A 26,176-nucleotide genomic window follows, 5' to 3' on the forward strand; every position below is an offset into this window, starting at 1 on the left:
GGGGCCGGGATTTAGTAAAAGCATTGGGGAGTGGGGAGGGGGGAGTGGGGAGTGGGGAGTGGGGAGTGGGGAGTGGGGAGTGGGGAGTGGAAAGTGGGGAGTGGGGAGTGGGGAGTGGGGAGCAGGGGGAGCAAGGGGAGCAGGGGGAGCAGGGGAAACAGGGGGAGATGAACTATTTAACAATACCCAATGCCCAATGCCCTATGCCCCATGCCCCATGCCCAATGCCCAATGCCCTATGCTCTGCTTTTCGACAGTCAAGTTATAATGGGAAAATAGACTTTTTCGCCTCTGCCAAGGGTTTTAACTTTTATAGCAGGTCGGTAAATCGGGAATCGCTTTGGAGAATTTTGAGGATCTGCTTGATTTCCTGGGTACGTTCTTTTTTAACAACGAGGGTGACATTGCGATCGCGCACAATCACCACGTCCTCTAAACCAATAGTAACAACTACATCTTCTGGATTTGAGGCATAAATAATCGCCCCCTGCGTATCCAGCCCTACGTGGGTAGCGAGTTCCACATTCGGAGTATCTTCTGTCTTCAGTAAGCGTTCGATCGCATTCCAATCTCCTAAATCATCCCAACCAAAATCAACTGGCAAAACGTATGCTAGAGTTGTCTTTTCCATTAGCGCATAGTCTATACTCTTCTTAGGCAACTGGGGATAGATATCAGGGCCATGTTGCTCTAAAGGTTCGATAATTTCTGGAGCATGGGTATGTAGTTCTTTGAGAACAACCCCTGCTTGAAAAACGAACATCCCACTATTCCAGCTAAAGCGTCCCGTAGATAAAAAAGTTTCTGCCGTTTCCCGGTTGGGCTTTTCAGTAAAACGGTTGACGTGATAAGCTGGCAACTCATTAAAGCTACCAATTTTTTCACCTTGTTCAATGTAGCCGTAACCGGTTGATGGAAAAGTAGGCTTGATCCCCAGTGTAACGATCGCTGCTGTGCTTGCTGCTAGTTGCGTAGCCGCGCTTAATGTGTGTGCAAACGCCTCTTGGTCAGCAATCCAGTGGTCAGCAGGGAAAAAGCCAATAACAGCGTCTTCTCCATAGCGCCGTTTGATTTCTAAACTTGTCCAGGCAACGGCTGCGGCAGTGTCTCTTCCTTCCGACTCAATCAGTAAGTTTTCAACTGGTAGATCAGGTAATTGTTGTCGTACCCCTTCAGCTATCTGACTAGAAGTTATCACCCACAAGGAATCCCACCCGCCAGCAAGTTCTATCAATCGATCGGCGGTTGCTTGTAATAAACTTCTAGAGCTACCATCAAGACTTAAAAATTGCTTGGGTCGGTCTTTGCGACTCAGGGGCCAAAAACGTTCACCTTTACCACCAGCAAGGATTACGGGGAACAATAAAGTATTCATGTTGTCATACACGCTTACCGAAGAACATTACAAGTTTACAGTGAGGTTTTCCACTGGCAATATTTGTAGCTTGGATTAACATACTTTTAGGGAGTGGTTGAGTGGGGAAATAATTGTGATAAAACAAGTCGAATGGTCGGATAATCCGGTTACATCTCAACAAGTAGCAGAATTTGAAAATGAGGTGCGATCGCCGCAACTTCAACGAACGGAAAATCAAGTAACACCTGTACCAGTAGCCGATTTAGAGGAGGAGGAGGTAGAACTAAACTCGCCAGCGAATCCGAACCGTAGCGTCGTCGAATCTGTAGGCGCGATTCCCAATCAGCTTTACGAGAGACTGGGCTTAACCATGCCTCGATGGCTGTTGTGGATTATGACGGTTGTCATCGGCATCATCTTATCTGGGTTGCTAGTATCAACGTTAGCGCTTTGGACTCCTTTGTGGAGCAATCTAGATCGAACAGATGAAGATTTAGGAACTACTGCTAAAGACCAGGTAAAAATACCACTACCAGGGGAGTTATGGAGCAAACTCTCCCAGTACCAGCTTTCACGACCGATGAATATTTTAATTATGGGGATTGAACCAGTCAGTGGTACTGTTGATGGTTCACCAGAAAGTTTTGCTGGGAAAAGCGACTCCATGCTGCTGGTACGGCTTAACCCTAGCGAAAAATCTGTAAGGGTGCTTTCGATTCCCAGAGATACAATGATCGCCATCCCTGAAAAGGGAGAAAAGGGATTAACTAAGGTATCTGATGCCAATGCCAAAGGCGGCCCAGTCTTGGCAGCACGGGTAGTTAGCCGTACCTTAAATAATGCCCCAATCGATCGCTACATCCGCATTTCTACTAGCGGCTTACGGCAGTTAGTCGATCAGTTAGGCGGAGTAGAGGTCTTTGTCCCCGAATCAATGGAATATAAAGACTCCAGCAGTCGGCTGTCGATTAATTTAGTCAGTGGCTGGCAAACCCTCAACGGCGAACAAGCAGAACAGTTTGTCCGATTCCGTGAGCCAGGTTTGGGAGATTTGCCCAGAGTGCAGCGTCAGCAAGCACTAACAGCAGCATTGCTGCAACGCCTCAATAGTCCTACCATATTACCCAGGTTGCCTCAATTAACTCGCTTGATGCGAAAATATTTTGATACCAACCTGAAGATGGAAGAAATGATGGCGTTGGTGAACTTCGGACTCAACTTGGATCGGGATAATTTCCAAATGACCATGTTGCCTGGTACGTTTAGCCGTTTTAGCAAAGACCCTGATAGCTATTGGCTGAACATGACTGGACAACAGAGCCTGTTGAATGATTATGTTGGGGTAAATGTACCTGGTCTTAAGCCAGATATGCGCCGGGTTCCTAACCTCAAAATTGCTATTCAAAATGCTTCCAATCAACCTCAGCTAACTGAAAAAGTTATTGCTTATCTCAAACAAAAAGGCTTTACTAATATTTACAAAGTGCCTGATTGGCCAGATACCCAACGTCAAACTCAGATTGTTGTCCAAAAAGGCAACCGACGAGTTGGAGTTGATTTGCAAAAAGTCTTAGGCTTGGGTCAAATAGAAGTGTCGGCGATCGGTGATTTAGAATCTGATCTCACAATCCGCATTGGTAAAGATTGGAAATAGTCATTAGGGGCGCACAGCTAGCTGTTTCAACTTCACGTTAAAGCCAGTCTACAAGAAACCTTGAGACATTCCCTCGTTGCCTTGTTCCTAGTCTCTGACTAGGAATGCCTTATTAGAGGCTCTGCCTCTCAAATTCGCGGCAGCAGCCTAATGACTTACATTCCAGGTTCTACCTGGAAACGAGTTTTAAAAAAGGTTTTAGCTTAAGTTGACACTAATCCATATCTGTGCGCCTTATTAATAATAAAGTTATGAAAAAGATTTTACTGCGCTTTTTTGGTTTGATTGCGATTTTGACACTAGCATTTTTGTGGATAATACTTAATCCCAAACCGGCTTTTGCTCAAATAAACACAATCAACTACAACAATATAAATTTAGAAAATCGTGACTTTTCTCATGCTGATTTGGCAGGTGTGACTTTTGTCGCAGCAGAAATGCGGGGGGCGAATTTCCAAGGGGCGAATTTAACCAATGCAATTCTGACTAAAGGAGTTTTATTAAAAGCCAATCTCGAAGGTGCGAACTTGAGCGGCGCTTTAGTTGATCGCGTGACTATGGATAGTGCTAACCTAAAAAATGTCATTTTTACAGAAGCAACTTTGACGAGCAGCCGTTTTTACGATGCTGATATCACTGGTGCCGATTTTACAGATGCTTTAATTGACCGTTATCAAGTGTCGCTGCTGTGTGAAAGAGCCTATGGCGTAAATTCGGTTACAGGTGTGTCAACGCGAGATAGTTTGGGTTGTAAGTGAAGAGTCTCCGCGTTGAGCATGAAAACAGAGACATTTTAGCGAAAAAATGGAAAATACAAATTCAGCCAAAACCTTTTAAAACCTCGTTTCCAGCCAGAGGCTGGAAATGCTCTTCAATTGCGGCTCTGCCGCGAGTCAGGGAGGCGGAGCCTCTCATAGGCATTCCCAGTCAGAGACTGGGAACGAGACAATCTCTAAAAGCTGGTTATATACTGGCTTTCACCTTAAGTTGACACCAATGTACATCTGTACGTCCCTACGCGTGTATCTGTAGCAGGTATTTCGTGAAATACTATTATTAGAATTGTCAAAAATCAGTCGCCTCTAATTAACGCTAGGAATTTCAATCAAAAACTCTGTTCCTTCTCCTGTTTTGGAAGAACATTTAATTTGACCATGATGTTTTTCAACTATTATTTGATGGCTGATAGATAATCCTAGCCCTGTACCTTTACCTATTGCTTTGGTGGTGAAGAAGGGGTCAAAAATGTGCGATCGCACCTCTTCTGGAATCCCCAGACCATTATCAGCTATTCTAATTACAATCTGGTTATTAACGGCTTGCGTACTAATCCAGATAGTTAAGGGTATTTTCGGACACCTTTGGGATAAATTTAAATACTTTTCCTGTATAGTTTTAAGCTTTTCCTCTAATGCATCAATACTGTTACTCAAAAGATTCATAAACACTTGATTTAATTGCGCGGGATAGCATTCGAGCAAAGGTAAAGTACCATATTCTTTAACAATCTCAATAGCTGGGCGTTTTTTATTATTTTTGAGGCGATGCCCTAAGATTAGCAAAGTACTATCCAATCCTTCATGAATGTTTACTGGCTTCAATTCAACCTCATCTGTACGAGAAAAGTTACGCAGTGATAGTACAATCTCACAAATCCGCTCTGTTCCTACTTTCATTGACTCAAGGGTTTTGGGTAAATCTTCGATGAGAAAGTCCAAATCAGCCTTGTCAATTCGCTCTTGGACAGTTGGCAATAAAGAGGAGTTTTGACGGTAAAGTTTCACTACATTTAGCAATTCTTGAGTATATTCATTTAAATGGATAAGATTGCCAAAAATAAAACTTACAGGATTGTTAATTTCATGCGCGACTCCAGCAAGTAATTGTCCTAAACCTGCCATTTTTTCACCCTGAATTAACCGGGTCTGAGTTTGTTTTAATTCTTGCAGAGCTTGAGTAAGTTCTGAGGTTTGGCGTTTAGTTTGTTCGAGTAATTCTGCTTGCTGAATTGCAATTCCAAATTGCACCCCTACTTGAGCTAGTAAATTGATTTCTTCCTCTTTCCAATAACGTGGTTGCGAATTTTGATAAGCAACTAATAATCCCCATAATTTTTCGCCTTCCCGAATCGGAACAAAGGTTTCGTTGCGCGGAAGTTCGTTATCATCGTCTGTGTCCTCAAAAGTTTCTCTAATCATTGGTTGGGCTGGTGTAACAGGTTTCCAACCATCTTTGAAGGAATCTGCCACAAATTTACCGCTCCAATCCGAGTTGAAGCGGTAGATTGCAACTCGCTCGACTTCGAGCAACTCTCGCACAGATTGAGTAGTAGTTATAAAAATAGTTTTAATATCGAGTGACTGGCGGATTTTATCAATGGTTGCAGCCAACAATTCTTGCCGTTCCATTGATTTCTCGCGTTCGGTGGCTTCTGCTAACTGGACAACCTGCATTTGAACTTGCTTTAAATAAGAATCCTGTTTTAATGCAACTCCCAATTGCTGGGCTATTTGACTGGCAAATTCAATTTCAGAGGGTTGCCAGTCACGAGGAGCGTTACATTGGTGAATACACAGCAACCCCCAAAGTTCACCTTTTTTCAAGAGAGGTGCGACCATATTTGCACGCACTTGAAATTTTTCTAGGATTTGGATATAGCAAGCTGGAAACTTTCCTTGATAAATGTCAGCGATCGCATTTACTCGACCTTGTGCGTAAAGGGGTGCAAAGTTTTCACCGAAGCAATAATCATAAAATTTTTCTGCTATTACCGAGTTATACTCAGGTACAACATCCTCAGAAATACATTCTCCTTCCCAATCTTTTTGAGAGTCAAAACGAAAGACTGCCACTCGGTCTGCTTGCAGCATTTGCCGTACCTCGGTGACAGTAGTCTGGAAGATTGTATCTAAATCTAGGGACTCCCGAATTCGAGTAATCACGCTAGTTAATGTCTTTTGTTGCTCTGCTTGGTACTGAGCGTATGCCAACAACTTATAGTGTCGCAGTGCCACACCAATTTGTGTGCCGATTTTGGTCAATGATTCGACTTCATAAGATTGCCACTGTCTGGGTGAGGCATTTTGGTAGGCAGCGATGATTCCCCAAAGTTGATCTCCCTGGAGGATGGGGGCAGTTGCAAAGGATTTTGCCTGGAATTGCTCCAACAGGGTTATATGGCACTCTGTTAATCCGGCTTGATAAATGTCATTAGCTGTAAATGTCTGGTTGTCAACGTAACGTCCACCTTGGGTGTGTTGTAAATAAGTATCAGCGATCGCACGCTGAACGCCAACTAAGGGAGTCCAGCCTTCCGCAAATGATTCAGCAACAAAGTTACCACTCCAATCTGGATTGAAGCTAAAGATGGCAACTCGATCAGCTTGCAGCAGCTTGCGTATTTCTTGAGTTGTGGTTTTAAAGATGGTTTCAATATCAATGGGTGAACGAATTTCATCAACAATCTGAGCTATTACTTGGTCGCGTTGAACTGCTTGAGCCAATTTTGCGGCTTGCAATTGAACTTCATGGAGATGCTTCGCTTGTTGAATCGCAACGGAAAGATGGTCAGCAATTTGACGAATAAACTCAATTTCCGATTCTTTCCAGTCACGAGGCTGACTGCACTGATGAATGCAAAGCAATCCCCACAGTTCGTTCTGGCGCGATAGAGGGACAATGAGATTAGCCTGTACCTGAAATTTACTCAAAATTCCCAGATGACAATCACTCAGTCCCGCCTTGTAAATATCTGCTACTGCTTGCACTCGACCTTGTTGATAACTGGCAGCAAATTGTTTTCCAAAGCAGTGGTCGTAAACTTTTACTGTCATTGCTGAGTCCCAGCCAGGTGCAACATCCTCACAAACAAATTGTCCTTCCCAATCTTTTTCCAGGTCAAACTGGAAGACTGCTACACGGTCAGCATTTAGCAACTGACGCACTTGTGTAACGGTCGTTTGAAAAATTGTTTCTAAGTCAAGAGACTCCCGAATTCGCACAATTACACTCGCCAGAGCCTTTTGTTGCTCTAGTTGCTCTTGAAGTTGAGCGCTTGACAAGAGAAGTTGATTTTCCGTGAAATTTGAATTTGGTTCCATTGCTCTGGATTATGTCGTTTTTATACAATGATTCTTCATCCCAAACTTCATAAAGTCAAAAATATGACCATCTGCAAATTTTTGCAGTGTTCAATTATTTCCCAGAAGGTGGTTATTGTTATAGTTCCCCTTTCTTGATCTATCCTCGTAATAGTGTTAAAAATAATTTTGGCTTGTAGACAACAGAAGATATGACTAAGTACAGCTTTGCGTAGAATCGTAGCGAGTTCTCTGCGGATCGCGCCGTGCCTATGGGTTGAAATTTCAACCCTCAATTCGCTGTATGATAGCAATCTCAGGAATTTAATTTTGAGCCTTCGCACTTAAAATAACTAATTTATTGAAATTTACCTGACAGACTGCGGAATTTCAGGTTAAATGTTTTAAGATATGCACTCTGCAAGAGTTGTCGGGTAATATTCGTGACACAACAAGACCAAAAACCCTCTCGTTCTTTCGCTGGAATTGCTGGCATTGTTGCCGCAGCCACATTAATTAGTAAAGTCTTCGGTTTAGTGCGGCAGCAAGCGATCGCTGCCGCTTTTGGTGTTGGTGCTGCTGCCACCGCCTATAGTTATGCCTATATTATCCCTGGCTTTCTATTAATATTACTCGGTGGTGTAAATGGGCCATTACACAGTGCGATCGTCAGCGTTTTAGCCAAGCGTCGGCGAGAAGAAGCGGCTCCCCTAGTGGAAACTGTGACAACGCTGGTGGCTGGAGTGCTGTTGTTGGTGACAGTTGCTCAAGTTTTATTTGCGGATGCGATCGTTGATTTAGTCGGTCATGGTTTGGAAGAGACAACCAGAGCGATCGCCATTCAACAACTCCGCATTATGGCACCAATGGCTTTATTTTCGGGATTAATTGGCATTGGCTTTGGTACTCTCAATACAGCCAATCAATATTGGTTACTCTCCATTAGTCCTTTATTATCTAGTATTACCGTTGTTGCCGGTCTTGGTATCTTGGCTATGCAACTGGGCAAAGACATTATTAAACCGGAGTACGCTTTAATCGGGGGAATGGTCTTAGCTTGGGGAACCTTGGCAGGAGCCGTTCTCCAGTGGTTAGTGCAGCTAATTGTCCAGTGGCGGTTAGGATTAGGCACATTACGCCTGCGGTTTGAGTTTAAATCTCCAGGCGTTCAAGAAGTAATTAAAATCATGACTCCGGCAACAGTTTCCTCTGGAATGATGCCAATTAATGTTGCCACTGACCTTTATTTTGCCAGTCCTATCCCTGGTGCTGCGGCAGGATTTAACTATGCCAATCTATTAGTGCAAACTCCTTTAGGGATTATTTCTAATATTATTTTACTGCCCCTATTACCGATATTTGCCAAACTTGCCAGCCCCGAAAATTGGCCAGAGCTAAAATTACGCATTCGCCAAGGACTGCTACTCACTGCCTTCACCATGCTACCGCTAGGGGCGCTGATGGTGGCGTTATCTGTACCCATTGTGCAGGTGGTATATGAGCGCGGTGCTTTCAAACCAGAAGCCACACAGCTAGTTTCATCATTGCTAGTCGCTTATGGAATTGGCATGTTTGTCTATTTGGGACGTGATGTTTTGGTGCGGGTGTTCTATGCTTTAGGCGATGGACAGACACCTTTTCGCATCAGTATTTTTAACATTTTGCTCAACATCTTATTAGATTGGTTTTTTGTTAAACCTTTTGGCGCTCCCGGCTTGGTGTTAGCAACAGTGGGTGTAAATTGCAGTTCAATGTTAATGCTGTTATGGTTGCTCGATCGCAAACTTAATGGTTTACCTTGGCGTGAGTGGAGTTTGCCGATTTTGGGTTTGACTGCTGGTAGCCTGGTAGCTGGGGTAGCAAGCTATGGGACATTGGTTGCTTTTCAGCAATTCTTAGGTAAAGAAGGTTTACTGATTCTGGTGTTGCAGTTGTGTGTATCTGGCTTGGTGGGGATTGCGGTGTTTGCTGCGATCGCTTCATCGATGAAAATACCAGAAGTGAATAGATTTATATCTCGTTTGCGTCAGCGCTTTTTGAAGAATTGAAGAAGAATTCAGAAGTCAGAAGTCAGAATTCAGAATTCTGTTTCGATAAAATAACTGTTATTTAAATATTTCAGTTGGTACACCCAAGTGGGTGAACAATAATTCAGCCAGTAGGGTGAACCAAATGTGCGAGGTTACATTTTGTAAAAAAAGAGATTCTAGTACTAGAGAACATTGATTTTAGTTAACTCTGGTGAGAAGAATCCTATGAAACTTACAAAATTAGCTGCCTCTTTCCTTGCTGTTGCTTCCATTGTCTTTTCGGCGGGAATTGCTTCTGCTCAAACAGCCGGTACAAACGGTAATTACGTCGGTGCTGGGATTGCGGTTGGTGCAACCAGTGGCGGACAAGGAAACGATGAAGCACAAGTTGGTGGCAATATCCAAGGACGTTACGCCGTTCCCCAAACACCTCTTTCACTACGGGGTTCTGTGCTGTATGGTGGTGATGCTGCTGCAATTATGCCCATAGTGACTTATGATGCGCCGATCGCCACAAATACTAACGTTTACTTCGGTGGTGGTTATTCTTTTGTAACTGACGAAGGTCAAAAAACCCCATTGGGCAATCAGAATGCACCTGTAGTCACCCTTGGTATTGAATCAGAAGTTAGGAACAATGTCATTGCCTACGGCGATGCTAAATGGGGCATTGACGCTTACAGAAATAGTGATGCTGATGCCGTCAGCTTCCAAGCCGGATTAGGCTATCGCTTCTAATGATTACGAGCTAGAAAACACCTTATTCGCTAGCTAAAGCAATGATGTTTCCCAGCCGTAATATAGCAGTTCTTAATTGCATAGAATACAGACCATTCGTAGGGGCACAGCATTGCTGTGCCCCTAAATTGTATTGCATCCAAATCAGAGCCGTAATAGTAATTAGTTCTGTCATATCTGAGTATCCATACTCTTTTTTTAATCATTTTTATTGATGATTTTGATAAAAAATTATATTGGCTATTATCAATAGTTTCTTTTACAGTTGAATGGCCAATTTTGAATACGCATAAAAGATATTACTCATGGAAAAGATTAATCCCATTCCAAGAATAGTTGGTGAAACAACTGACGTGGAATCTTGGCTAATTCGGTCTGGGCTAAGATTTTCAGACTTAGGTGATGATGCTGCAAGTATTGCAATCCGCAAACAATGGCGAGAGTACCAAGCCGCAGTGCAAAGATGCTGTGCAACCCTACACCAACCACCCTCAAGTGTTCAACTAAGCGGCGACTATGCCAACCTGAGAATACCAGGTGCGGCATCAACCAATTGTGCTATAAGCTGTCGAGTCGTGCCAAGTCCTTAGACTGGGCAAAAGATAGAAAATCTGTGAATAGAAAATATCCATTGCAATATGCTTCGGAAAAGAGAAAGTTATCTGTTGAGGTGAGCTGTTCTTGAGCAGGGGGAAAAAGAATTATTGCCCAATAACCTTTTTCCTCAAGAGCCTCAAAAGCTTATCCGAACCGTATTGAGGCAACTGCTAACTGTTCAAGCTAATAATCTTGTTCCACGCCGCCCACTACTGGCCTAACTTCCGAAAATGGATCAGTACCGCCACCCCAGTTAAAATCACTAATTCGGATGCTGAAGCCGCCTAACTCCAATACCGGATTGTAACGCAAAGTGATGCCATAGGTGCGACGGCTATATTCCAAAATGTAGTCGGTGCTAGTTTCTCTACCAGTATCCAAGTTAACAGATGTTTGAAAGCCTAAGCGAAAAGGGCCGTAGATTTGCTGTGAGATCCCAGCGCTCAAGACTTTGTTATCAACGGAGCGATCAAACAAAAAGGGTGATAATCCGCTATTTAAGCCTTGAGAGTAACTAATATTAAAGGCGGTATAGTCGAAAAAAGGTCGAGAAAAATGACCAATTTGCCCTACCAACCCAACCGTACCAGTCAAGATACTTTGGTTATCACCATTGGTATAATAACTGGTAGTGCCTGTGAGGCTAGCGATCGCTTGCAAGTAAGGAACTACAGGGTTAGCCGTGTATCGTAATCCTTCAGTGGGTGTGGGTGGTAATGGTTTTCCCTGCCACAGTAACAGCCCACGACTGAGGCTAGCGCTGGCTTGTAAACGACCTAGTGAGATGCGATCGTTTTCCCGTTGCGGTTTTAGTAAGTCTTGGCGATCGGTGTTGGCATTGATATATCGAGCGCTTCCCTGATAGGTGAGGTTGATGCCACTCTTGCCTAAAGGAATTACAGGAGAGGTAATAATGCCGCCAATACTGCTCTGGACAGTTTGAAAGCCGAGGGTACCGTTGTAAAAACGATCGCGGTAGCCATACTCTAGATTCAATATGTGGGGAAGGGAAGTCCCTAATGTCTGGCGCAATCCTAACCTCACCCGCAAATTATCTTCTAGCTTGTTCAAGTCAAAACTAGTTAACTCCCCAGTCCCCTCAATTACTGCTCGTGGACTCAAAACAGAATTTATCTTTGTCTTTACACCAAACAGTGCGCCTAAGTCACCCGTGCCTTCTTGCACAGCTTTTTGTACTAGCAATTGGGGCGTGATCGTCCAGCGTGTCTGCTCTGTATCGATCACTGGAAAGCCACGCTCAACATACAACCCACCCCGCTTATCTCCATCATAGCCGGGGGAGACTATTGCAGGTGTAACGTCCCGCTCCCGGCGGTCAAGAGTCTGCTCATTCACCGGAATTGGTAAGGAGAGTCCTTGATCAAATACCAAACGCTGTCGCTGTGTCCTGATCCGGTCTACCAAAGGTGATTCTCGCGTTAGAGTTACTTTGTCTGCGCGTAATTCTAGTTCTGGGGGGGAAAAAGGATCATTGGTGATGCGGACATCGCTTGCTTGCCAGCCTTGCGGATAGAAGTCAATGTGTTCAGCTTCAAACCTGAGCCGATTGACTACACCCCCTGATTTCGGTGCTGGTATGTTGGTAGCGCCTGCCTGACCACCAAATGTCACATCAAGTCCTCCAGGGCTGCTCACACCCGAAAGCGGCTGATTGGCTCTAATGCGATCGCTTGGCGGACGTTTTGGCACTCCACCAGCATTTACATCCGTGGGTGAAAAAGCAAAATCTGTTTGTGCTGAGGGTACGTAAATTTCTCCTCTACCATTTTCCAGTTCCCCACTATCTTGAACAAAGTTATAGGTAAAGCGTTGTCCGTGTAGTACCTGATCGCCCCGTGTTAAAGTGATGTTGCCTTCCCCCGCAGCGATCAAGTTATCCAAATTGACTTGCAGGCGATCGGCATCCACCACCGCCCCATCAAATCGCACAACTACATTACCTACAGCTGTAACAATTCGCCGTTGCTCGTCATACTCTTGCCGATCTGAAGTGACTTCTACAATTCTCGGTCTGGCTGGCGGGGTGCTAGCTGGTGCAGTTGTACCAGATGGTTGACCTTGTGGCTGATTAGTGGTATTTACCTGTGGTGTAGGCGTTGGTGCTTGAGTTTGTTGTTGGGCTTGGGACTTGAATTCTACAGTGATGGGCTTTGAGAGTTGGCTTGTCGGGCTGCGAGACTTGAATTCTATAAAATTTTGTACTGATTGAGAACTTGGTGCAAGATCAGCAGCAGATACAGAGATATTGTCTTTTTTTGGAGACTGTGGTGCAGTAATATCACTTTGCTGTTTTTGCTGGGTTAACTGAGAAGTTAAAATTTCTGCCTTGGAGTGGACTAACTTGTTGCTGTTTGTGGCACTTGGGGCAATTTGAAGAGGACGCAAAGACTGGGCGACAAGGGGATTTGGGGAAACTCTATAGCTAAAACTAGGGGAGGCCAAAAAAGTTTGTTTTTCTCCACCACTAGAGTTTGAATCTAGCGTAGACGCGGAGCGGCTTGTCGTTAGATATCGCTGACCGAGTTTTTCAGAAGCTTCACCCTTTGCGTCTAGATCGTTCGCCTCCGCTCCAACTTTTGTTGGCAACGCGGTGACTTGTCTTTGCGTCTCCCGTTTACGCAGCGCCGACATCAGCAGAAATTCCGAGCGCCGGATGCCGACGCTGGGACTTGTCTTTGTGTCTTCTTTCTCTTGGCGATTAGAGGTTGTAACCTTCTGCGTGGGATAACCAACGACAAGCGGCTGCCCCAAAAGCGCAGCAGTTCCAGAATTGGTGAGTGGGGAAGTTTCTGGTGGGAAGGTTTCTGGTGAATGAGGTATAGAGGGAGTTTCGGCAATTACCAAGTCATCGGAAGTTGAGTTTATCAAAGTTGGCAATAAAGGATCACTCTTGGTGTTACTCGCAATTGCCAACTGTGCCAGAGCTTTGGGCTGCTTGGATTTGTCTGTCTTTTCGTGTATTCCAGTATCTACACCTGAAAGAAACTTTGTATGACTAGCAGATGAGGCGGGATTTACAGGTTGTAAAGATTCGAGGATAAAAGGCGGATCGGGTGGCAGAACTGGATGAAGCATATTTGAGCAAAATCGGGCTAACAAACAGCCAAATGACGGACGGAAGGATAAACATACATTTTGCCTTCCGACTGTCGCCTTCTGCTACCTTGCAGCAAGCCACTTGGAGGAGGAAACTTACTAGACGAAAGTTTAGTAAGTTTCCGTGGCGTTTAGTATCTTCCGCCTTCCAAAGTCACGGATGATTTATCGCCCTTTTACTCTAAGTCCCGACGTCCGGGGTTACGAGCTGGATCGTTTGACAAAAATCCGAAGACGAAGAGAGCAGCGAAGAAGGCAACAACAATATAAACAGCGATTTTTAAAGTCAGCATAGAAATATCTCCAACGGGTAAGACAAAAAGAGCTTTTCTTTCAGGATCTGCCATGCAGAAAAGATAGCTCCTTTATATTACCCAAATCTCGTCCTTTTTTAGAGAACTCTGGGGACGTTTGCTCTTGTGACGTTGACTAACGGCAAAAGTTTCTTAAAAAAGGGAACAGGTTACAGGTTACAGGGGATGGTTATTATGCCAATGCCCAATACCCAATACCCTATTTCTCAGTTTGAAGTAATGCTTAAGTCTTTGCCAATTCGGTTTTTGATTACTCGTGCAGGTATGCCTACAGCAACGGAGAAAGGAGGAATATCTCTATTGACAACTGCTCCGGCACCAATAACACTGCCTTTGCCGATAGTAACGCCATCTAATACTGTTACGCCATGTCCTAGCCAACAATCATCCTCAATCACAATTCCCTTGCGAGTAACACCTTGGTATTTAATCGGCTGCATCGGATCGGCAAAATTATGGTTATTGGCATATATCCCTGAGTAGGCAGCAATCAAGCAGTGTTTACCAATTTTAATGTCTCCTGGCCCCTCAATAGACACGTTGGGAGCAATGAAGGTGTCTTCATCAATATGTATATACGTATCTGACAAAGACCCTATATCAACGTTTCGCTCAATAGCGACTCTATTTCCTAGATGAATTCTATTATTTTTGTGTCCTCTAGCATCCATCCGCACACCCTTGAAAATATAGACTCCACTGCCTATCTCAATACAAGAGGTACCGTTAAATTCAACACCATTTTGAATATAGACTGGGCTGCCTATCTGGGCAAAAATATTACGATATCCCAAATTACGCAACTTTGGCCCCAAAAGAAGTGTCGGAATATCTCCTAACACCGTAGTTACTAAAAGTTCTTGCACGCGCTGCAATTTTGAAAAATATTGCTTGTTCTGCATGGCTACATATCTCTTCAATCAATTGTTGTTGACAGTGTTGAAAGTTGTTTTGTCTGTATCCTAATCTTCTGCCAATACCAACAGTGTTAGTATTGCTTTACACAGCAGCTAAATTGGCAGGATTGCCAAAATTTCCCAATATTTTTAGATGGTTTTTCAAATGTTGAAAAACCAGAGTCTGGCTTTGACTATCTGAGCAATTATTGAAATTAGGTGTGTATAATCACTCAATTGATATGCACAATTGTGTTAATCGGCTAGAAGCTTTTGTACTATATGTACGTAAAAGTTTCGCTTCTTTTTCACCAGATCAATTAACAAAACAATTTCAGTGCATTGCAGGGTCAAACCTCAGACTATTAAATTGTCTGATCGGAAAATTTGCTCCCTTTAGATAGGCTACTGTTTTGGTTATCCGGCAAATTTGAAAAGCTTGTTACGCAACTAGGAATAGAGTTATTTGCCTTGAGGCTACTTCTTCTCAAGCGGTTTTAGTCTTTTGAAACAACTCAGTTTCACAAGCTATTTTGCAACAAAAAATACATTTAACTAGACTATATTCAAAGTTTAGATAAAATTTATGCCTAGCATGGCAATGTAATTATTGTTGGATTTTTCTGGGTATTTTTGCCCAAATAAAACCCAATTAGGGTGGATTATCTCCCACATCAGCCATCACATTGAAGTTAACCATCGGTGCAAACAAGTAAGCGCTTCCCCGACTGCTATGACGGCTTTCTTGCAACGAATTTCTAGAGTATGCTGCTCCAATCATGTTGCACTCGGATGATTTACAGACTAGCCAATTCACGTTTGTAATTACATGAATAGCTTTTAATAACAATTGTTTTTAACGATAACACATTTTATTTTTAGTGGAACACTCTGATTAAATAAGTTGATTTCTAGGTTGCTTGTTGATGAGAATGGGGGAAATCAGTTAACTTTTTTACAGGAGCAATCGCTACCCAAAATAATTTTATACACTTAGATAAAATCCATTGAGGAAGGGAGTTGAAAAATGCTAGAAGCGGTTAATTGGCATTTTTGTCTATATTTCTCCCGTTGATCCAAGTAATTTTATGATTCCACGTTCAACTCAGAATGATATCTACTATACTTGTGACACTCTCTTCCTAAAAAAGCAAAGCTAAAAATAAAAATTTTCCTCTACCCTATTACTTATATCTAAAAATTTGTAAATCACCCATCCGGGTGAGCCAAGCGGGTGATGCGTGCTTGGCACTACTCATTATAAATTTTATTAAAGAAAGCTAAAACGTAGCTTAGTTTTTAGGAGAAGTCCACAAAACAAGATTAAATGCCCAAATTGAGGTATCGGTTTTAACTCACACACTTGGTTCAAATTATGGCTTTAATTAAAGAAATTGTGCAACAAGCTCTAACTACCGGCTATCTGAGTGTTGTTGCTGAAGATCATCTGCGATCGCAGCTTCAAAGTAATTATGACTCAGAGGACTTAGATGCCTGGATAATTTTACAGCGAGCTATTGCAGCAGGTGATGTCAAACAAGAGTCGCGCCGAAAAAAAGCTTCCCTCTCTCCTAAAGCCAAGGACGCTTCATCAAATATCAAACTTGCTTATCAAATGGCTGCGGAGATTGCTTATGCAGCAGCTGTAGCTCTGACGATGACAAAAAATACTAAAGATCAGCCTTCATTAGGTGCATAAAATAACACCTTTCTAAGTTATTTTCCTGATTTAGTCTATATATTTAATACCAAGTAGTTAGGGGTCGCTTTTCCTGGTTAACTGCTTGGTCGGTTTTTCATCCGATCCCATTTTAGGCGATGTCTACGAGGAGCTACGCGTATGCATCACCTGAAGCTAACCTTTACTGAAGTATCATAATATAGCGGTTTCCGTACAAGTAAGGTACAAAAAAATAATTGAACCACAGATAAACATCGTAGGTTAGCAGAGCTAGCTGTTAACGTACTTCTTTGCCAGGGCAATTTTATTAAAAAATAATTAAAAATTTAACTTGACTGGACACAGCTATGAGGAATTTTCACCCTCAGCCAAGACCCTAGAATTGCTCCCCGGAAGCAATACTAAAATAAATATAAATTATTTCTTCAAAACTAGATTTTTTTAAGTGGTACATGCCAGCCAGTAAATGATTAAATTTTAATATACCAAGTACATGGCTGACGGTAACGCATAGAATTAGAAACACCTTGGTGTAAACTTTAGCAACGAGGTTAAAAAGAATTCTCAATGCTTAACAAAGTCATGGCTTTTTCACAAAATACAGTATAAAGAATTGGCAACATTGGTAAAGAGAGTAAACAATAACCATAGCTAAACTTGGAGTTTTGCCAACCTATGCAGCCAATTCGCACATTTAACGTATCCCCTTCACTACCGCCACGACTCGAACCACTGCGGCGGCTAGCACAGAACTTGCACTGGGATTGGAACGTTGACACTAAAGATTTATTTCGTCGCTTAGACTCTGACCTGTGGGAGTCTACCCATCATAACCCGGTGTTAATGCTGGGTACTATCTCTCAATCGCGGCTTCTGGAAGTTGTCGAAGATGAAGGCTTTCTAGCGCAAATGGATCGAGCTGACCGTCAGTTAGAAGATTATTTGCAAGAGCGCACCTGGTATCAAAAACAACGGGAGCAGAAACCAAAAGAATGCTACGCCTATTTTTCGGCGGAATTTGGACTTGTAGATTGTTTACCCGTCTATTCTGGGGGCTTGGGCGTTCTGGCGGGGGATCACCTCAAATCTGCTAGTGACTTGGGGCTACCGCTTGTCGGTGTAGGTTTACTGTATCAGCAAGGCTACTTTGCCCAGTATCTTAATGCCGATGGCTGGCAGCAAGAACGCTACCTGATGAACGATTTCTACAATATGCCCTTGCATCTAGAGCGCAATCCTGATGGTTCAGAACTGCGAATTGCGGTAGATTATCCAGGACGCAAGGTGTATGCCAGAGTTTGGCGTGTACAGGTAGGAACGGTGCCTCTGTATTTGATGGACACCAACATTGAACCCAACAATACTTACGATCACGACATCACAGATCAGTTGTACGGTGGCGACATCGATATGCGTATCCACCAGGAAATCATGCTGGGGATCGGTGGTGTGCAAATGCTCAAAGCCTTGGGGCTGAAAGTCACCGCTTACCATATGAATGAAGGTCACGCCGCCTTCTCTGCTTTAGAGCGTATCCGCTTGCTGATTCAGGAAGAGGGGCTGAATTATGCCCAAGCTAAACAGGTGGTGGCTTCTAGTAATATCTTTACCACCCATACACCAGTACCAGCAGGGATTGACTTGTTCGCTCCCGACAAAATGTTGTACTACCTGGGGTACTATGCTGAGATATTTGGGTTGCCCAAAGAGCAATTTTTAGGACTGGGGCGGGAGAATACAGGCGATTTATCTGGGCCTTTCAGTATGGCGGTGCTGGCGCTGAAGATGGCAACATTTTCTAACGGTGTCGCACAACTGCATGGTGTGGTGTCGCGGCAAATGTTCCAGGGCTTGTGGAAGAAGGTGCCAGTAGAGGAAGTGCCGATCGCCGCCATTACTAACGGTGTCCATGCTCGGAGTTGTGTGGCAAAATCGACTCAAGAATTGTACGATCGCTACCTGGGGCCAAACTGGTCATCAGCCCCACTAGATAGCCCATTATGGGAGCGGATGGACGCCATACCCGATGAGGAGTTGTGGCGCAATCACGAACGCTGCCGCTTAGATATGATTTTGTATGTGCGAGAGCATTTGGTCAAGCATTTGCGCGATCGCGGCGCTTCCGCCTCCGAAATTGTCCAGGCACAAGAAGTTTTAGATCCTTACGCTTTCACCATTGGCTTTGCCCGTCGCTTTGCCACCTACAAACGTGCCACCCTCTGGATGCGTGATTTGGATCGCATTAAGCGGCTTTTGCTGGGCAACAAAGACCGAAAAGTGCAATTCGTGATTGCTGGTAAGGCACACCCGAAGGATATTCCAGGTAAAGAACTCATCCGCGATATCAATCACTTTATCCATGAACAACACTTAGAAAAACAAGTAGTGTTTGTTCCCAATTACGACATTTACATATCCCGGTTGATGGTTGCGGGTTGCGATATCTGGTTAAACACACCGCGTCGTCCACGGGAAGCCTCTGGTACCAGTGGGATGAAAGCAGCAATGAATGGATTGCCGAATTTAAGTGTACTAGATGGCTGGTGGGATGAAGCTGATTATGTCCGCACGGGCTGGGCAATTGGACATGGAGAGAATTACGACGATCCTAACTACCAAGATGAAGTAGAAGCAAATGCTCTCTACGAGTTGTTAGAAAAGGAAGTTGTACCCTTATTTTACGATCACCGCGATAGTGATGGCTTACCCCGTCCGTGGGTTGCCAAAATGAAGGATGCAATTCGCCTGAATTGTCCCTTCTTTAATACAGCGCGGATGGTAGGAGAATATGCACAAAGGGCTTATTTCCCAGCCAGCGATCGCTATCATACCCTGACTGTCGATAACTATGCCCCAGCCAAAGAACTAGCTGCTTGGAAAGAAAAACTGGGCGAACACTGGTTCAACATCAAAATCAAAAATATAGACGCATCGGCACCTTCAGACGACATTGAAGTTAACCAAACCGTTGCTGTCAAAGCCAAGCTTGACTTGGCAACTTTGACGAATAATGATGTGCAGGTAGAGCTATATCAAGGTGCGATCGATGCCAATGGTGAGATTGTCAACGCTGTGTCAGTGGTGATGGATTACCAAGGGGAAGATGCAGGGCAATTGAGTACTTACACGGGTAATATCACCTATACAGCTTCTGGTTTGCAAGGCTTGTCTTTGCGTGTATTGCCGAAAAATCAAAATCTGGCTAATCCCTATGAACCAAGGTTGATTGCTTGGGCAGAATAAGAGTGCTGAGTAGTTATTGAATACTCAAGATTAGGCGTTGCTGATTTAAGTTTAGCAACGCCTTTTATGTTACATATTTTTAGGTAGAAAATTAATATTTAGTATCTGTTATAACGAGGAGATAGGTGGAGCGATCCAGTACTCCAACTCAATTCCCATGAATCAAAAGGATATGTGCGTCACCGATAGCGTTCGCGTAGCGTCTCGTAGAGAAGCGGTAGCGAGTCATCTCCCTACAGCCCTGCGGGCATCCTACGGCAGGCGCTAGCCTCTCCCTTTGGGAGAAGGGGAGACGCTAAAAGCGAACGAGCGTCATAGCCCGTCGTAGACGTCCCAAAACCGTTTTAACGTATCCCGGAAGTCCCCACCCTCAACTCTTAGTAGGGTGGGCTGATTCTGCCTCTTTGAACCTGCTGAAATTGTTAATGAGCGAGTCGGAAGCAGGATATTTACTCATACTCGGAGCCTATCGAGATAACGAAGTTTTCCCTGCCCATCCGTTGATGCTAATCCTGAAAGAACTGCAAAAACGAGATGCCAATCTCAATACCTTAATGCTGGCTCCGTTGGATGAAACCGACATTACCTGTTTAGTTGCCGATACCTGCCATCAGGAAGAGGGGTTAGAAGTGTCCCACCAACCTGCGGTGTGCGGGAGTATCCCGGAGGTTTAGATGGACAATTACACACACTGGACACTGGCGATCGCGCCCTTTGCCAATCAATAGAAGTGGAAGTGAATAATCCCCTACTTCACCATCCCCAATTTCCCTGATCAGGGCGATGAAAATCGCCTGCGCCTAAGGAATGGTAGTAGTGTTTGCTGATCACCAATTATATGCTTAGAGGATAGTCAATAGCTAATTATCAAGTTGCTCATCTGCACTTCTATGCTAGGCGTCAAATTCACTGATTTGAATAAAACTTCTACATAAACACACACTGATGCAGTTTGATTTGCTTGAATAGCTATATTGATAAGACATTGATCCGACAGCAATTCACAATTCCTGATTATGGCAAGTAAATTCATTGATGTTAGAGAATATACTGTCAGGGCGCACAAAAGACAGATTCATACTCGTGTTTTCAACTTTGTCTGTAAAGAGTGTAACGAAGCGACCAAACGCGAGACTTTCGGACCTCGACCTTTATATTGTGAGAGATGTCGCCCTCCCCAACCGCCTAAGAAATCCCAGCCAACACCTCACAAAGCAAAACCCAGAGCAATGACTTACAAAAGTGACATCGATTTAAATTAATTGAAGCCTTATGACTCAAAATGGACAATTAGAATCACCTCCAGCCACCTTTGTCTCACCACTGTTGGAATTACGAGACTATTATGCTCGCCTTACAGAAGAGTATGAACGCCTCTTTGTGCAGGCGCGAATTCAGCTCGATCATGTAGAAGCGTTGTTGTCTAACTGGTCTTTTTCTGATGCCAACAAGCAGATATCAAGATTAACGGCGGCTGATGAAACCTCAAATCTTTCCCAAGAAGGCTCTCTGGTGTTTTTATCATCCCTTGATGACATCGACGAAAACATCGGGGAGTCTGTACAGTCAGAACGAAAAGACTCAAATAAGGTTGAGATAGATAATTCCTTTTCTGCTGTTGATACAAAAGAGATTCAACCTTTAACGACATCGCCAGATATAGAGATATCCACAGAGAACAACGATAATTCAACGAAGGTGGCGGAAATCCCAATGCTACCCCAGTATGATCATGCTCTCTCGCGAATGGAAGCGATAAAACAGCTATTGCAAGAGCAGATAGGCACTGTCTGTCATATCGATTTTATCGTGCGATCGCTTTATGGAGAGTTAGATTCCAATCTATTCAAAGTAGTTAAAGGTAGGGTTCAATCTTCCCTCACCCAAGGCAGAGAAAGGAATTACTGGTCAACTATTCCCGATGAGCCAGGTTGTTATACTCTGGATTTAAGTTTGGTAGTCCCAAGTAATGGCAATGGTGTTTCTAAAAGCATCAAAAACAAAAAGAAGAAACCTTTCGTACCTCCGGCAAAAGCAGTACCAATGCTCAAAGCCTTTGAGGGTCAATTTTTAATCGATGCCCTCACCTCTCTGTTAGAAGAAAATCCAGGTAAAGTTTTCAGCGTTGCTGAAGTCATCGCCGGAATTTATGGAGAACTAAATTCTCAGCAACTTAGAGAGATCAAAAATAAGGTGCTGAATGAATTATCTAGAGGCTATCGGACAGGCAGATTCTCTAGGGTTCCTAACCAAATTGGCTTCTATACTTGGGACTCCAATCTGATATTGGAGGGGAGTTCTCGTTAAATTGGCATTGGGGATTGGGGATTCGGGAGAGGTGACAGGTGACAGGTGACAGGTGATAGGGAATAATCTTCTGTACCCTGTAACCTGTACCCTATTCCCTATTCCCTGTAACCTGTACCCTATTCCCTGTAACCTGTACCCTATTGCCTTCTCCACTCCTCACCTATCCCAAAAACAGCTTGTATGCGGGATTCTTGTTTTCATCCCAATAGCGATAGCCCAGGTGATCGAGAAAAGCTTGCCACTCTTCCATCTCGTGTGGAGGAACCTGGATACCGACAACGATTCGGCCGTAGTCTGCGCCGTTGTTGCGGTAGTGAAAAAGACTGATATTCCAGGCGGGATTCATGGAAGTAACAAACTTCATCAATGCGCCGGGACGTTCGGGAAACTCAAAACGGTAAAGCAATTCATTGTCAGCCAGGGGAGAGTGCCCACCCACCATGTGCCGCAGATGTAATTTAGTTAGTTCGTCGTCCGTTAAATCAAGAGTTTCAAATCCATGAGCTTCAAAGGTTTCTACCATCTTTGCAGCATCGGCACGATTTTGAATTTGCACACCGACAAAAATATGGGCTGTTTTTTCATCGGCAATGCGATAATTAAACTCGGTAAGATTACGGTTGCCAATACATTCACAAAATTGGCGAATACTTCCCCGTTCTTCAGGAATTGTGACTGCAAAGATCGCTTCGCGGCGTTCGCCGAACTCTGCCCGTTCTGCCACAAAGCGGAGGCGATCAAAATTCATGTTTGCACCGCAGGCAACAGCAATTAAGGTTTGCCCTTCGATTTGTTCCCGTTCTGCGTAGGCTTTGGCAGCTGCGATCGCTAATGCACCTGCTGGTTCTAAAATGGATCGCGTATCCTCAAACACGTCTTTAATCGCAGCACAAGTAGCGTCTGTATCCACCAGAATAATTTCATCTACATACTGCTGACACAAACGGAAGGTTTCTTCACCTACTTCCCGCACCGCTACCCCATCAGCAAATAACCCCACTTGAGACAAGCGCACCCGATGTCCGGCTTTTAGCGATTGAGACATCGCATCAGCATCTACTGGCTCAACCCCAATAATCTTGATTTCCGGCCGCAACCGTTTCACATAAGCCCCAATCCCAGAAATTAATCCACCCCCGCCAATTGCCACAAAAATCGCATGGATGGGTTGCTGATATTGCCGTAAAATTTCCATCCCAATTGTTCCCTGTCCAGCAATCACATGGGGATCATCGAAGGGATGAATAAAGGTCAATCCTTTTTCTACTTCTAATTCACGGGCATAGCTATAAGCATCGTCGTAAGTGTTTCCATGTAACACGACTGCTCCGCCCCTCATTCTAACCGCGTCTACCTTAACTTGGGGTGTGGTTATTGGCATGACGATAATCGCTTTAGTTCCCAAGCGTTGGGCTGCAAGGGCGACTCCCTGAGCATGGTTCCCCGCAGACGCTGCGATTACACCCTGCGCCAATATATCTGGTGGCAGTTGCACCATTTTGTTATAAGCACCCCGCAGTTTAAAGGAAAATACTGATTGCATATCTTCACGTTTCAGCAGGAGTTGATTATTCAGCCGCGCAGACAAATTTGGGGCATACTCCAGTGGTGTTTCCTGGGCAACATCGTATACACGGGCAGTCAGGATTTGGATGAGGTAGTCGCAATACATGGGCGTCAAAGTGTTAGCAAATGCCGGATGGAGATTAATTTTACGTTACAAGCGATCGCACTGGTTTCATTTAATTGCACTCTCTCGAAATTTTGAGTGAATAAAATTTAAAAATTAATAATACTATTTCAAGAGAAAATATTCATTGATTGGATTTTTTGGTGACTTCAAATTTAATGCGATCGCTGGTAAGTTGATTTTAAACGAGTTTTGCCAACTGTCCGAGTATTTAGATCAACAAATTAGTATAGTGTTGCTGATAAATATAACTTCTCAATTTATGTTAAAGTAGGCATGAAAGATTGAATTCGGCTGTGTAGTTTGTTTTTATATATACTTGTATTACAGACCTCTCCGGATGTAAATCTCTACACCCCCTGATTCTGGAGACATTCTATGTCAATTTATGTCGGTAATCTATCTTATGAGGTTAAAGAAGATGACCTCCGGCAGGTTTTTGCAGAATACGGGACTGTAAAAAATGTTCAATTGCCTATCGACCGAGAAACAGGTCGGGTGAGAGGTTTTGGTTTTGTAGAAATGGAATCAGGCCCACAAGAAGAAGCTGCGATTGAGGCGCTTAATAATGCTGAGTGGATGGGTCGGAGCTTAAAAGTTAATAAAGCGAAGCCGAAAATAGACGGAGGTTCTTCTGGTGGTAGACGAGGAAACTATGGTGGTGGTGATGCCTCCTCTAGCCGCTATTAAGGTCTAAAATCAAGAATTTAACTCTAAATTCTTGAGGGCAGACAAGGCGTCTGCCTTTTTTGTGCTTCGGTTGACTGGAGTATTTAACACAACCCAACCACTAATTAAGTCTATTTAGTAAAAATATAGTATGACCCAAATAATGGTAAACAATAAGTGAAGGGATTGAATCAGCCTTATGTCGATTTAAGCCAGAAGTATCGAAAGCGGGGATTTTTGTAGATATCAGAAAGCACCATCACTTTGAAACGCCCCTGCAAAAGTGCAAACGCAAAGCAATTGCCAAGCACAAATAGCATAAGAGAAGTTTCCGCAATTAATTATCGTAAATTAAAAGGTTTAAGACCCCAACCATTTCACGTAGCGCCGAGGCAAAGCCACCGAAACTCCGCTCAGTTACCCTGCGGGGATCTTGCTTGCTACAGTCGTGGTTTAAATAAGAGTCTCTTCCCTATAGCGTGCCGTAGGCAAAATGTCTTTAATGCAATGCAAGAATTTTGTTAGCGCAGCCTCAACTCTTCTCTACCTTGGGCTACGCCTTCGTAGAGGCTCCGCCAACGAGTCCGCGTAAGAGAGCGTCATTTTGAATGCGTGAATTGTTAAAACTGTCTCTTTTGAAGCCATGCGTTAGCGTAGCTTACCTAATTTTAGATTTTAAATTTTGGATTATTGGGCGAAGCCTAAGAAGAGAAGATTCTTGCGTTCCATTATTTAAAAAGATCCCAGAGCAAGCTTTCTTTAAACGCGAGAATAATTCTTTAATCCGTCTTGGAAAGTTTGCTCAAGTCAAGCCACTCCGTTGCGGTGAATCCAGCGCTGTAGTGAGGCAGTCGCTCAGAGGGGGTCTCCCCCATGAGGAACTGCCGAAAGGGTTTCCCGCCGTAGGCGACTGGTGTTAGCGTAGCGGTAGCGACTGTGCGTAGCGTCACCCGAAGGGGGGTTCCGAGAGTTGAAGGAAGTGGCGCGGCAGAGCCGCAAGAGCAACTTTGGGCAAAATCTAAAATTAAATGACTTGCCCCTGACTTGATTGCTGAGATCAATCTAAAATCCAAAATCCAAAATCCTTGCATTGTCTGACTGTAGGTATCGTTTTTGTAATAGGCGTAGCAACCATGAACCCAGAAGTTAAACATATTGTTAGCGAACTAAGGCATAAGTTCTACTCTAACTTTGCAGCTGCTATGAATATGCCGGTGATCATAACTGGTACATCTTATAGTAGTAATTCTCCGATCGCATCTTGGATGGATCATAGGCAAAGGCTAAACTATGTAAATATATACGCTTATACAGCACCTGATGAATTTGTCCCATTCCGCCCGTTCATCCTTCGACTGGCTATTAACAAAAGTTCTGGTATCACAATGTTAAGAAAAGGACAAGTATGCCGAGGTCTAAATTTGCTGTGGGACTTTGAGTTAACTGTACTACCAAAAGAAATCTTAGACTTTCTTCCCTGGATAGTTAACTTAGTTGAGGCTCATGACAAAGGTTCGCCCTTGTTGCTACAATCACCGCCTCATTCATTTGAATTAAAAGCGCCAGAGGTTGGATTCTTTAATAACGCATGGACGCAGAAAGCTTGGCTGCTTGCAAATCCGACAATATCCTAATGGTTGGTACTAATCGCTCTTTTAGCAACCGACTACAAATATATGTGCTTGGGCTTTGTTTGCCCAATAAGAAAGTAGCGAGCCTACTTTGGGGAACGTCCCAAACCTCTGTAAATTTTAAAAAAAATAGGCAACGTTGCACGAGTGCTAGAACAGCAATTCAGTAA

The 26,176-nt window shown here is 43.7% G+C and carries 23 protein-coding genes; 14 read left to right on the forward strand and 9 right to left on the reverse strand.

Going from position 1 to position 26,176, the window contains the following annotated elements; genetic code table 11:
• Positions 1-268: hypothetical protein (locus HWQ23_RS02975; RefSeq protein ID WP_292823364.1), on the forward strand; the 268-nt coding region annotated here is incomplete at its 5' end.
• Positions 269-310: 42 nt separating this feature from the next.
• On the opposite strand, the gene HWQ23_RS02980 is transcribed toward HWQ23_RS02975, so the two are convergent.
• Positions 311-1,375, reverse strand: coding sequence for a mannose-1-phosphate guanylyltransferase (locus HWQ23_RS02980; RefSeq protein ID WP_292823366.1), 1,065 nt, complete (start codon positions 1,373-1,375; stop codon positions 311-313).
• Positions 1,376-1,490: 115 nt separating this feature from the next.
• Here HWQ23_RS02980 and HWQ23_RS02985 point away from each other — a divergent pair, with 115 nt between their 5' ends.
• Both HWQ23_RS02985 and HWQ23_RS02990 read left to right on the forward strand, forming a co-directional pair.
• Positions 1,491-3,011: an LCP family protein gene (locus tag HWQ23_RS02985; protein WP_292823368.1), complete on the forward strand. Its 1,521-nt coding sequence runs from the start codon at positions 1,491-1,493 to the stop codon at positions 3,009-3,011.
• 251 nt (positions 3,012-3,262) lie between these two features.
• Entirely contained in the window at positions 3,263-3,769 is a 507-nt protein-coding gene (locus tag HWQ23_RS02990; protein ID WP_292823370.1) for a pentapeptide repeat-containing protein, read from the forward strand.
• A 324-nt stretch (positions 3,770-4,093) separates the two neighbouring features.
• On the opposite strand, the gene HWQ23_RS02995 is transcribed toward HWQ23_RS02990, so the two are convergent.
• A complete protein-coding gene (locus HWQ23_RS02995) occupies positions 4,094-7,111 on the reverse strand; it encodes a GAF domain-containing sensor histidine kinase (RefSeq protein ID WP_292823372.1) in 3,018 nt (1,005 codons plus the stop codon).
• A 422-nt stretch (positions 7,112-7,533) separates the two neighbouring features.
• Between HWQ23_RS02995 and murJ the strand changes: the two genes are divergently transcribed.
• Together murJ and HWQ23_RS03005 are read left to right on the forward strand one after the other, a co-directional pair.
• Complete coding sequence (murJ, locus tag HWQ23_RS03000; RefSeq protein ID WP_292823374.1) at positions 7,534-9,138, forward strand: murein biosynthesis integral membrane protein MurJ; 1,605 nt, start codon at positions 7,534-7,536, stop codon at positions 9,136-9,138.
• Between the two features lie 207 nt (positions 9,139-9,345).
• Positions 9,346-9,858 carry a porin family protein gene (locus tag HWQ23_RS03005; RefSeq protein WP_292823376.1) on the forward strand — a complete coding sequence of 171 codons (513 nt, stop codon included), beginning with the start codon at positions 9,346-9,348 and terminating at the stop codon, positions 9,856-9,858.
• A 22-nt stretch (positions 9,859-9,880) separates the two neighbouring features.
• Here the strand turns inward: HWQ23_RS03005 and HWQ23_RS03010 are convergent, their stop codons facing one another.
• On the reverse strand, positions 9,881-10,033 hold the full coding sequence (locus tag HWQ23_RS03010; RefSeq protein WP_292823378.1) for a hypothetical protein: 153 nt from the start codon (positions 10,031-10,033) through the stop codon (positions 9,881-9,883).
• 130 nt (positions 10,034-10,163) lie between these two features.
• On the opposite strand from HWQ23_RS03010, the gene HWQ23_RS03015 reads away from it, so the two are divergent.
• The gene (locus HWQ23_RS03015) at positions 10,164-10,448 is read left to right on the forward strand and encodes a hypothetical protein (RefSeq protein ID WP_292823380.1); all 285 of its coding nucleotides are present in this window, start codon (positions 10,164-10,166) and stop codon (positions 10,446-10,448) included.
• Between the two features lie 190 nt (positions 10,449-10,638).
• Here HWQ23_RS03015 and HWQ23_RS03020 read toward each other — a convergent pair whose 3' ends face one another.
• From HWQ23_RS03020 to HWQ23_RS03035, 4 genes are all read right to left on the reverse strand, one after another.
• The gene (locus tag HWQ23_RS03020) at positions 10,639-13,551 is read right to left on the reverse strand and encodes a DUF3769 domain-containing protein (RefSeq protein ID WP_292823382.1); all 2,913 of its coding nucleotides are present in this window, start codon (positions 13,549-13,551) and stop codon (positions 10,639-10,641) included.
• Positions 13,552-13,748: 197 nt separating this feature from the next.
• Positions 13,749-13,865, reverse strand: coding sequence for a photosystem II reaction center protein I (locus HWQ23_RS03025; RefSeq protein WP_292823448.1), 117 nt, complete (start codon positions 13,863-13,865; stop codon positions 13,749-13,751).
• 227 nt (positions 13,866-14,092) lie between these two features.
• Positions 14,093-14,788 (reverse strand): acyltransferase, encoded by a 696-nt coding sequence (locus HWQ23_RS03030; protein WP_292823384.1) that lies wholly within the window; start codon positions 14,786-14,788, stop codon positions 14,093-14,095.
• Between the two features lie 646 nt (positions 14,789-15,434).
• Entirely contained in the window at positions 15,435-15,563 is a 129-nt protein-coding gene (locus HWQ23_RS03035) for a hypothetical protein (RefSeq protein WP_256091202.1), read from the reverse strand.
• A 594-nt stretch (positions 15,564-16,157) separates the two neighbouring features.
• Between HWQ23_RS03035 and HWQ23_RS03040 the strand changes: the two genes are divergently transcribed.
• The 5 genes from HWQ23_RS03040 to HWQ23_RS03060 all read left to right on the forward strand — a co-directional run bounded on the left by HWQ23_RS03040 (position 16,158) and on the right by HWQ23_RS03060 (position 22,013).
• Positions 16,158-16,481, forward strand: a complete 324-nt coding sequence (locus HWQ23_RS03040; protein ID WP_292823386.1) for a hypothetical protein — start codon at positions 16,158-16,160, stop codon at positions 16,479-16,481.
• 657 nt (positions 16,482-17,138) lie between these two features.
• The gene (gene glgP, locus HWQ23_RS03045) at positions 17,139-19,706 is read left to right on the forward strand and encodes an alpha-glucan family phosphorylase (protein WP_292823388.1); all 2,568 of its coding nucleotides are present in this window, start codon (positions 17,139-17,141) and stop codon (positions 19,704-19,706) included.
• A gap of 425 nt (positions 19,707-20,131) precedes the next feature.
• Complete coding sequence (locus HWQ23_RS03050; RefSeq protein ID WP_292823390.1) at positions 20,132-20,380, forward strand: hypothetical protein; 249 nt, start codon at positions 20,132-20,134, stop codon at positions 20,378-20,380.
• Positions 20,381-20,722: 342 nt separating this feature from the next.
• A complete protein-coding gene (locus tag HWQ23_RS03055; RefSeq protein WP_292823392.1) occupies positions 20,723-20,968 on the forward strand; it encodes a hypothetical protein in 246 nt (81 codons plus the stop codon).
• A 10-nt stretch (positions 20,969-20,978) separates the two neighbouring features.
• Positions 20,979-22,013: a hypothetical protein gene (locus tag HWQ23_RS03060; protein WP_292823394.1), complete on the forward strand. Its 1,035-nt coding sequence runs from the start codon at positions 20,979-20,981 to the stop codon at positions 22,011-22,013.
• A 163-nt stretch (positions 22,014-22,176) separates the two neighbouring features.
• Here HWQ23_RS03060 and ilvA read toward each other — a convergent pair whose 3' ends face one another.
• Positions 22,177-23,688, reverse strand: coding sequence for a threonine ammonia-lyase, biosynthetic (gene ilvA, locus HWQ23_RS03065; protein ID WP_292823396.1), 1,512 nt, complete (start codon positions 23,686-23,688; stop codon positions 22,177-22,179).
• 396 nt (positions 23,689-24,084) lie between these two features.
• Between ilvA and HWQ23_RS03070 the strand changes: the two genes are divergently transcribed.
• Together HWQ23_RS03070 and rpsU are read left to right on the forward strand one after the other, a co-directional pair.
• Positions 24,085-24,396, forward strand: coding sequence for an RNA recognition motif domain-containing protein (locus HWQ23_RS03070; RefSeq protein ID WP_292823398.1), 312 nt, complete (start codon positions 24,085-24,087; stop codon positions 24,394-24,396).
• 152 nt (positions 24,397-24,548) lie between these two features.
• Complete coding sequence (rpsU, locus tag HWQ23_RS03075; protein ID WP_375466538.1) at positions 24,549-24,692, forward strand: 30S ribosomal protein S21; 144 nt, start codon at positions 24,549-24,551, stop codon at positions 24,690-24,692.
• Positions 24,693-25,154: 462 nt separating this feature from the next.
• Here rpsU and HWQ23_RS03080 read toward each other — a convergent pair whose 3' ends face one another.
• Positions 25,155-25,529, reverse strand: a complete 375-nt coding sequence (locus tag HWQ23_RS03080; RefSeq protein ID WP_292823400.1) for a hypothetical protein — start codon at positions 25,527-25,529, stop codon at positions 25,155-25,157.
• On the opposite strand from HWQ23_RS03080, the gene HWQ23_RS03085 reads away from it, so the two are divergent.
• On the forward strand, positions 25,509-26,009 hold the full coding sequence (locus HWQ23_RS03085; protein ID WP_292823402.1) for a hypothetical protein: 501 nt from the start codon (positions 25,509-25,511) through the stop codon (positions 26,007-26,009). The genes HWQ23_RS03080 and HWQ23_RS03085 overlap by 21 nt on opposite strands.
• Positions 26,010-26,176: the final 167 nt, after the last annotated feature.

This window comes from Nostoc sp. JL33, from assembly GCF_017114985.1.
Lineage (GTDB): Bacteria > Cyanobacteriota > Cyanobacteriia > Cyanobacteriales > Nostocaceae > Nostoc.